13 protein-coding genes are annotated in these 7495 nt (G+C 69.1%); 5 read left to right on the top strand and 8 right to left on the bottom strand.

Features of this window, described 5'->3' with window-relative positions:
* Positions 1–70: 70 nt before the first annotated feature.
* The 8 genes from ABTX81_RS12625 to ABTX81_RS12660 all read right to left on the bottom strand — a co-directional run bounded on the left by ABTX81_RS12625 (position 71) and on the right by ABTX81_RS12660 (position 5204).
* Positions 71–898, bottom strand: coding sequence for a helix-turn-helix domain-containing protein (locus tag ABTX81_RS12625; protein WP_350543664.1), 828 nt, complete (start codon positions 896–898; stop codon positions 71–73).
* Positions 895–1416, bottom strand: a complete 522-nt coding sequence (locus ABTX81_RS12630; protein ID WP_350543666.1) for a DUF6879 family protein — start codon at positions 1414–1416, stop codon at positions 895–897. Before ABTX81_RS12630 ends, ABTX81_RS12625 begins: the two co-directional genes overlap by 4 nt.
* Positions 1400–1603 (bottom strand): hypothetical protein, encoded by a 204-nt coding sequence (locus tag ABTX81_RS12635; protein ID WP_350543668.1) that lies wholly within the window; start codon positions 1601–1603, stop codon positions 1400–1402. Before ABTX81_RS12635 ends, ABTX81_RS12630 begins: the two co-directional genes overlap by 17 nt.
* Before the next feature lie 355 nt (positions 1604–1958).
* Positions 1959–3170, bottom strand: a complete 1212-nt coding sequence (locus ABTX81_RS12640) for a methyltransferase domain-containing protein (protein WP_350543670.1) — start codon at positions 3168–3170, stop codon at positions 1959–1961.
* Positions 3167–3307, bottom strand: coding sequence for a hypothetical protein (locus ABTX81_RS12645; protein WP_350543672.1), 141 nt, complete (start codon positions 3305–3307; stop codon positions 3167–3169). The genes ABTX81_RS12640 and ABTX81_RS12645 overlap by 4 nt, the downstream gene beginning before the upstream one ends.
* Positions 3308–3757: 450 nt before the next feature.
* On the bottom strand, positions 3758–3994 hold the full coding sequence (locus ABTX81_RS12650; RefSeq protein WP_350543674.1) for a DUF397 domain-containing protein: 237 nt from the start codon (positions 3992–3994) through the stop codon (positions 3758–3760).
* 143 nt (positions 3995–4137) lie between these two features.
* Positions 4138–4320: a DUF397 domain-containing protein gene (locus ABTX81_RS12655; RefSeq protein WP_350543676.1), complete on the bottom strand. Its 183-nt coding sequence runs from the start codon at positions 4318–4320 to the stop codon at positions 4138–4140.
* Entirely contained in the window at positions 4317–5204 is an 888-nt protein-coding gene (locus ABTX81_RS12660; RefSeq protein ID WP_350543678.1) for a helix-turn-helix domain-containing protein, read from the bottom strand. Before ABTX81_RS12660 ends, ABTX81_RS12655 begins: the two co-directional genes overlap by 4 nt.
* 126 nt (positions 5205–5330) lie before the next feature.
* On the opposite strand from ABTX81_RS12660, the gene ABTX81_RS12665 reads away from it, so the two are divergent.
* From ABTX81_RS12665 to ABTX81_RS12685, 5 genes are all read left to right on the top strand, one after another.
* Complete coding sequence (locus ABTX81_RS12665; RefSeq protein WP_350543680.1) at positions 5331–5816, top strand: ATP-binding protein; 486 nt, start codon at positions 5331–5333, stop codon at positions 5814–5816.
* Entirely contained in the window at positions 5803–5958 is a 156-nt protein-coding gene (locus tag ABTX81_RS12670) for a hypothetical protein (protein WP_350543682.1), read from the top strand. The genes ABTX81_RS12665 and ABTX81_RS12670 overlap by 14 nt, the downstream gene beginning before the upstream one ends.
* 157 nt (positions 5959–6115) lie before the next feature.
* Positions 6116–6511: a copper chaperone PCu(A)C gene (locus ABTX81_RS12675; RefSeq protein ID WP_350543684.1), complete on the top strand. Its 396-nt coding sequence runs from the start codon at positions 6116–6118 to the stop codon at positions 6509–6511.
* A gap of 28 nt (positions 6512–6539) precedes the next feature.
* Positions 6540–6917, top strand: a complete 378-nt coding sequence (locus tag ABTX81_RS12680; RefSeq protein ID WP_350543686.1) for a hypothetical protein — start codon at positions 6540–6542, stop codon at positions 6915–6917.
* Positions 6918–6947: 30 nt separating this feature from the next.
* Positions 6948–7376: an I66 family serine proteinase inhibitor gene (locus ABTX81_RS12685; RefSeq protein ID WP_350543688.1), complete on the top strand. Its 429-nt coding sequence runs from the start codon at positions 6948–6950 to the stop codon at positions 7374–7376.
* Positions 7377–7495: the final 119 nt, after the last annotated feature.

Genomic DNA, 7495 nt, shown 5'->3' on the forward strand with positions numbered 1-7495 from the left:
GATCTCCCTCTCCTTCTGCCCACTTCACACGGTGAGCGAGATTCAAGGTAGAGCCGAATCCGATGGGTAATCAGGAGCTTTCCCGTTGCTGCAAGAACTCGTCCCGGATAGCGGCGAGCATCTCCCGCATGGGCTCACCTTCGAGGGACAGTTGCTCGAATCTTTTGAACCTCGCCAGGTAGAGGTCCAAATCCTTGGGGTCCGTGGTGGAGACCTCGGCGTGCGGGATCTCCACGATAACCAGCCGGCTGTCATAGACGATGAAGGAGGACGAGCCGACCTCGGTCATCCGGGCGGACAGCGGTACGACTCCGATGCGTACGTTCGGAAGTCGGGACAGTGTGGAGAGCCTGTCGATCTGGAGCGCCATCTCCACGGGCGAGACGATCAGCCAACGGAGGACCGGCTCCGTGATCAGGTAGTGGAAGTGCTTCGCGGGGTCGAACAGTACGGCCTGCCGTTCGAGCCGCGCGGCCATCGTGCGGGAAAGGACATCGGGGGTGAGTCCCTTGGGGCTCAGGATGGCCCGCACGTATTCCGGGGTCTGGCAGAGCCCTGGGATGCAGGACGGCTGGAAGATCCGCTGGATCGCCGTCTCCGCCTCGACGGCCCGGATGCTGTCCTGGTGGTGGTGGAGCCCCGTTCGCCGGAGATAGCGCCAGGCCACGACCTCGGTCGCCTCCCGCCTGGCGATTTCGACCAGATCGGCCCGTACGGCGTCGGGAACGCCGATGGCGGTGAGGATCCGGTCGACGTCGACGGTGGTCGGCTTGGCCTTCCCCGTCTCGATCCTGCTCAGTTTGGACGGAGACATGGCCGCGCTGCGGGCGACTGCCTTGGCCTCCTTCCCGGCGGCCTGTCGCAGGTCCCGCAGCGCACTCCCGATGTCGTCTCTCACGCGCTGCCGTGTCGCTCCCACCAGGAATCGAACGGCTCGGCATGGCTCAGAGCCGTGTCCCGGAGGGCGATCCACTTCTCCGGGCCGGGTTCCTCCTCAGCGCCGGTGAACACGCCGCCGTCGGCGTATGCCATCGAGACGACGGACGATTCGTCGAACATCCAAAAGTCCGGCGCGTCGGCGACCGGGTTCGGATGGTCGGTGACGTCCAGGATGAAGAACTCCTCGCCGGCGGTGGCGTTCTTCCGGTACCCCCAACCGAGTTCGAACAGGAGGTACGGGGTGAGCGGCCGGGAGAGAACGTGCACGCGATACATGCGCCGTCCGGCGGACGTGTTCCGCCGGACCTGTGCCAGCCAGGGGGCGTTGTAGTCCTGCGGCTGAGGCTGGCCGGCGAGAAAGGCGCGGTAGGCGTCGAAGTTGCCGGAGCCGCTGTAGTCGTCCAGCGTTTCGAGACGGAAGGCCTCTCGCTGGAACGAATCGAACAGTGCGCCGAAGGCGTCAGGAGAGATGGTCACGGGCAACCCTCACCAGCAGATCAATCGGAATACGCACCGCCGTCTCGGTCTCCGGCAGCCTCATTGCGGCAAGCGCCTCGGGATCTTCCACCTTGAATCCCTGCACCACGAGCTCCCCCGTGTCAGTGGAGTAGACGGTGGGGCACGGCCCGTGATCGCACGAACTGTCGAGCAGTGTCAGTTTCACAGACGCTCCCTCGATTGCGGACGCCGTCAATGTTCCCGATCCCAACCGTGGTGCCGCAAGGGGCTGCTGTTGCGACAACGCGAAATCAGGTCGAAGCTCACAACCTGGGCTGCCGCCAGTGCTCGGCGAAGGGCCGGCGTGGGATTCGGCGGCCACAACCGCTTGGGCTCCGGGGGAAGTTCGGGCGGGAACTCGCTGGGCGTGGGACGGCGGCCGCTGGCGAGGGACCGTGCCACGCGCCGCCTTGACCGTCGAGGCTCGACCCCACGGCGAGCCTCGACGGGAACCACGCCGTGTCCGCCCGGAAGACTGGTTCAGGCTCGCCCCGCCGGTGGGCAAGGGCATGGGCGTTCTCCTACGGGAAAGGGCTGGGCCTGGCGGCTGCGTGGGAAGCCTGCTGGGGGACCGGGTTCTCGGGGGAGTCGAGCCAGGGCGTCTGGCCGGTGGGGGTGGCGGTGAGGCCGAAGCGGGCGTGGGTGGGGCGACCCTGCGCGGTCCACCAGTGGTGGGCGGCCTCGACCTCGGACCAGAGGCAGCGGGGGCCTGACTGGTAGACCTCGTACTCGGTGCGGCCCCGCTCGTAGTCGGCGGAGGCCCAGGACTGCTTGTCCCGGCTGTGGATCCACAGGGTGTAGGCCGCGTCGTCGTAGCGCTCCGCGCGCCAGAAGGCGCCGGGTACGGCGAGGCCGATGACGAACTGCTGGAACCACTCGCCGGCGTCCCGGGGTGAGAGCGTGGTCGTGCTCCGCACGCCGTCCGCCGGCCACGGGACCCCGTGCAGGTACTCGGCGAACGGGGGCCTCGGCGTGCGCTGTTGGCGGAGTCGCATGAACGCGGACCCGCCCGTGAAGGTGCCGACCGCCCGGGTGCCGTCGTCGCTCACGGTGAGCCGGACGATCTGCTCGCCGCCGTACTCGGTGCCGAACGGAGCAACGATCACCGCGCCCGGGGCCGACTGCTCCAGCCACGCCGGCGGGATCGACAGCAGGGAGCAGGTGGCGATGATGCGGTCGTAGGGGCCGCCCCGCGCCCACCCGTCCCGGCCGTCGCCCTCGACCACGGTGGGTGACAGTCCGGCGCGCTCCAGGTTCGCCCGGGCACCGCGCGCGACGTCCGCGTCGTACTCGACGGACACCACGTTGAGGTCGCCCAGGCGGTGGGCCAGGAGCCCCGCGTTCCACCCCGTGCCCGTACCGATCTCCAGGACCCGGACGCCCGGCCGGACGTCCAGGTCCCGGAGCATCGAAGCCACCATGGTCGGCATGGAGTTGGAGGAGGTCGGGGTCGTGCCGAGGCCGTCGCCGTGGTGCCGGCCGTCGTCCCACTGCGTGGTCAGCGGGATGTCGGAGTACACCGCGTTCCGCCACCCCTCGGGGTCCCGGGAGCGGTCCACCAAGGGGTTCTGCCGGGTGCCGTCTGCAACGCCCGGCCAGATCCGGTCCGGCACGAACAGCTCGCGGGGCACGGCCTCGAAGGAGGGGAGCCAGTCCGGGGACAGCGCACCCTTGGCCACCAGCGCGGAGGAGAGCGCCCGGGGGCCCGCCTCCTCCTGCGTTTCGCCGGTCACTTGCCGCCCGCCGGGTTCTGGCCGTCCGAGGTGTTGCCGCCCTCGTCCGAGCCGCCGCCGTGCCCGGAGCCCTTGTTGCTGTCGTCCTGCTGCTTCCCACCGTCACCGGGGCCGGTGCCGCCTCCGTGCTTGCTCATCTCGGTACCTCCGTGCTCGTCGTGCCCGCGGGAAGGTCGCTCGCCCGCGTGATGCCCTGCACACCAAGAGTACGGAGCGTCATCGATTGATTCCACAGAGCAACCCTCACGAAGCAGGGGCGCCTCCCCCACAACGGGCGGCCGTCGGATCGACGGCCCGAAGCCGGGGGAGGGCGACCGCGACGCAGGCGCCGCCCCCCGTCGCCCGGAGCACTACTCGCCGAGGTGACGTGCGGTGGCTGCCACGTTCGAGTGTCGGTGACCTGCTGCTGCCCGGCCTGGACGGCTGGATGATGAACGACGCCGCACAATCTCCACGGCCAGTGTCGTCCTGTGCGAAACCGGGGTCAGCGACAACGGGGCCCACCTCACCGGCCCCATTCCCAACAGGGTGGAGGCGGGCCCGCCGGGGCCCGCCTCCGTGAGTGCGTCTCCGCCGGTCGCTCGCCGTCAGACGGACTGGGCGAAGGTGAGGAAGGACTGCCAGGCGGCGGGGGTGAAGGTGAGGTGGGGGCCGGACTTGTCCTTGGAGTCGCGGACGAGGACGGCGGCCGCCGTCTCGGCGACCTCGACGCAGCAAGCGTTGTCGTTGAGGCTGTGGCTACTCTTGCGCCAGGCGATCTCGACACACTCCCCACCATCCGGCCCGCTGTGGCTGCTCTTGAACCACACCAGATCGCTGCTCATGGCTCTCCCTAAATAGAGGGTGCTGTAGCGCCCGTTCAGGATACGGGGCACAACCCCCACGCGGGAGGAGCGGAGCCCACACAGAAGGCGGCCGTCCACCGGTGGGTGGAAGGCCGCCATGCGCCGAGCGGGGAGACTGGTCGTCAGATCGACTGCGCGAACTCGACGAAGGCCTCCCAGGCCGCCGGCGAGAAGGTGAGGTGGGGACCGGACTTGTCCTTGGAGTCACGGACGAGGACGGCCGATGTCGCGTCCGCGACCTCGACGCAGGCACCGCCCTCGTCGCCGCTGTAGCTGCTCTTGAACCACACCAGTTCGCTGCTCATCGCTCTCCCAGAATCTTCTCGATCAACGACAGGGACTCCTCAGGAGTGTGCGCCTGAGACCTGAGCGTGCTGTAGCGCGCGTTCAGGATCCGGACCTCACTCTGATCCGTAATCAGCCTACTGCTCGTCTGCACCTCGATGTAGCCCATCTGCGGACGCCCCTTGGGGGTGAGCAGGATGAACGGGCCGCCCATTCCGGCGTGCGCCGTACGGTCCAGCGGCAGAACCTGGATCACCATTCCCCTGGTGGTCCCGACCTCCAGCAGGCGGCGCAGCTGCTCCGTGTGGACATCCCAGCCACCCAGCGGGCGGCGGAGGACGCTCTCGTCGATCACCCAGCTGAACATCGCGCGGGGCCACTTGGTGAGGATCTCCTGCCGCGCCATGCGGGCCGCCACCCGCGTCTCGATGACCTCCTCGGAGAGAAGCGGCTGGCGCATCGAGAAGACAGCGCGGGCGTGGTCCTCGGTCTGGAGCAGCCCCGGGCAGTCCCACAGACTCCAGTCGTTGAGCTCCTCACATACGGCCTCCTCTCCCGCGTACCCCCGGAACCACTCCGGGTGCCGCACGCGGGCCTTGGCCTTCGCCTTCTCGATGTCGTCCGCGACGACGAGCAGCAGCCCACCCGCGTCCAAAACCCGCTCCGCCGCCTCCAGCAGCTCGCGCTGCGGGGTCCGCTTCCCCTGCTCGACCGCGCCGATCAGGCTCTCGGTGTAGCCGACCAACTTGGCGAACTCCTTCTGCGTCAGGCCCGCCCGCTCGCGCAGCAGCTTGATCTGCTTACCGACCGCCCGCAGGAAGTCCGACACCTCGGACAGGTCCTCGTCGAGCTGCGGGCGCGCAACGTCGCCACTGTCTCCGCCGGTTCCCTTGATTTCAGTCATGACGACCTCCCCATTTCCCGGTCACGGCCGACCGCCGTCACTCGACACTTTCCGCACGCATACAGGCACTCACCGTGCCCACCGGATGCGTCGTCAGCCTAAGCCCGGGGGGGCAGGATTTTCCCCATGAAGTCCGAAATCCCCCTCGACGAACCGGAGCCGCGCGCCCACACCGCGCTCCTCACCGCGACCCCCAAGGGAGCCGCAATCGGCCGGCGGATCGCCAGACAGCAGCTCACCGACTGGGCCCTCAACTCCCTTTGGCCGGAGGCTTTTCACCACGCGTTGATCATCGTGGCGGAGTTGGCCGCCAACGCCTCCACGCACGGGCGCATGCCGGGGCGCGGGTTCGAGCTGCACCTCGCGCTCACCACCGCACGCCGGGCGCGCACCACCGTGCTCCGGATCGAGGTCTCGGACTGCCGGGGCGACCGCCGGCCCGCGCTCCCCACGATGGCCTGCCCGGCGGACTCCCAGTCGGGGCGCGGGCTCACCCTCGTCGACGCGCTCGCCGACCGCTGGGGCACCCTCCCCCGCGACCCCAACGCCAAGACGGTCTGGGCCGAACTCGACCTTCATCACGCCGAGTTGGGAACCGATGTCGCCGTCTGACCGCGCGGCCGCCGCGGCCTCCACCGTCGTCCCGCTCGCCCTCCTGCTCGCGCTGGTCGTCTGGGCCTACCCCGTCCTCACCCATCACCATCACCACCACCCGCGCCCCTCCGTCACCCCCACCGCAACCCCCAACCCCTGACCGCCGCACGGGAAGTCGGCCCCGCCGACTTCCCACTCCGCCGACCGCTTCACTCGATCGGATGACGTTCCAAGGCGTTCCTTGCCCGACCGATCCCGCACGCGGTGAGGTGGGCGGGCGGGGTCGACGGTCGATCCCTTGACGAGGAGTCATCCCGATGAAAACACCGGTCAGCACCGACATCACCGTCCGGGACAAGTCCGCCTGGATCCGCTGGCTGCCCAACGCCCTGCCGGCCGCCGGCTACATCACGCTGGACAACTCCTCCGACCAGCGCCTCGACATCACCAAGGTCAGGAGCCCCGACTACCAGCGCATCACGATCTACGAGACCGTCGTCGACGAGGAGAGCTCGAAGATGGTCAAGGTCGACACGGTCACCCTCTCCGCCAAGGGCGGTTTCGCCTTCATCCCGGGCAAGCACCACCTCATGCTCGAGAAGCCGACCCACCTGATCACCCCCGGCGACAACGCCCGGGTCATCTTCTTCCTGAGCGACGGCAAGGTCGTCAAGGTCCGGATCCCCGTCCGCACCTCCCCCGAGCTGTACTGACCCGCCGACGCCACCAGGAGACCCGGACATGACCACCTACCACCTCGACCTCGGCGACAACCGGACCGAGGCGCTCGACTCCGTCGCGCAGCTCGACCTCATCAACACGGCGGTCGACCTCGACACCTACCTCGCCGGCGACTACAAGGCCCCCGTCCCGCTGTGGGGCAGCGTGGTCCTCACCCGCGGGGACGTGCGCAACGAGGCCACCACCCAGTGGGTGGAGGAGGTCGAGAACACCAACACCCACCAGGACGTCGTCCTCATCGCCGGCGACCCCGCCGACCCGAAGGCCCGCCGCATCCGCCTCGCCGACGCCTGGGCCAGCGCCACCTACCACCTGGACGAGGACGACGACCCCGACGCCTTCGCCATCAGCTTCGCCGACATCAGCGTCGAGAAGTAGAACCCGAAGCGGGAAGGACGGACACAGCCGATGAGCCTGGACTCAGGTCTCTACACGATCCACAACGGCGAGGACCCGGTCGGCCGCGCCCTGTACGAGACGCTGGACCTGTCCCCCAAGGCGGTCTTCAACAAGACGGACGACCCGGACGCCGTCTGGGTCGTCGAGGCGCTGCCCAACGGTCGCCACAAGCTGTACGCCAAGGGCGCCCCGACCGCCGTCGAGGACAACGCGCCCGCCGGACCGGTGGTCGCCCTCCTCATCCACCAGCAGGACGCGGAGGAGTGGGAACTCGCCGCCGTCGACGAGGCCGCGGGAACGTACCGGGTGCGGTCCTCGCAGGGCTCGGTGTGGCTCGTCCCGGAACCGGGCAAGCACGGGCGGATCGAGACGCTCCCCATCCCCGGCGACGACACGGGATCCGCCACCGTGTTCACCTTCAAGCAGGTCGACCTGTAGCCCCGGCCGGTCCGGGACCGGAGTGGGAAGTCGCCCATGTGCTCGGCCACTACGGCGAGCACGACCGGGCGATCCCGATGGCCGCCGTGGACGAGGCCGCGATCCGGATCGGCGAGGCC

The sequence above is a fragment of the Kitasatospora sp. NPDC097605 genome (assembly GCF_040302725.1).
Classification (GTDB): Bacteria; Actinomycetota; Actinomycetes; order Streptomycetales; family Streptomycetaceae; genus Kitasatospora.

What these genes read in the sequence shown, in the direction of transcription:
- ABTX81_RS12645 (WP_350543672.1), bottom strand. Translation starts at nt 3,307, where the DNA reads ATGAGCAAGCACGGAGGCGGCACCGGCCCCGGTGACGGTGGGAAGCAG.
- ABTX81_RS12650 (WP_350543674.1), bottom strand. Translation starts at nt 3,994, where the DNA reads ATGAGCAGCGATCTGGTGTGGTTCAAGAGCAGCCACAGCGGGCCGGAT.
- ABTX81_RS12655 (WP_350543676.1), bottom strand. Translation starts at nt 4,320, where the DNA reads ATGAGCAGCGAACTGGTGTGGTTCAAGAGCAGCTACAGCGGCGACGAG.
- ABTX81_RS12660 (WP_350543678.1), bottom strand. Translation starts at nt 5,204, where the DNA reads ATGACTGAAATCAAGGGAACCGGCGGAGACAGTGGCGACGTTGCGCGC.
- ABTX81_RS12665 (WP_350543680.1), top strand. Translation starts at nt 5,331, where the DNA reads ATGAAGTCCGAAATCCCCCTCGACGAACCGGAGCCGCGCGCCCACACC.
- ABTX81_RS12670 (WP_350543682.1), top strand. Translation starts at nt 5,803, where the DNA reads ATGTCGCCGTCTGACCGCGCGGCCGCCGCGGCCTCCACCGTCGTCCCG.
- ABTX81_RS12675 (WP_350543684.1), top strand. Translation starts at nt 6,116, where the DNA reads ATGAAAACACCGGTCAGCACCGACATCACCGTCCGGGACAAGTCCGCC.
- ABTX81_RS12680 (WP_350543686.1), top strand. Translation starts at nt 6,540, where the DNA reads ATGACCACCTACCACCTCGACCTCGGCGACAACCGGACCGAGGCGCTC.
- ABTX81_RS12685 (WP_350543688.1), top strand. Translation starts at nt 6,948, where the DNA reads ATGAGCCTGGACTCAGGTCTCTACACGATCCACAACGGCGAGGACCCG.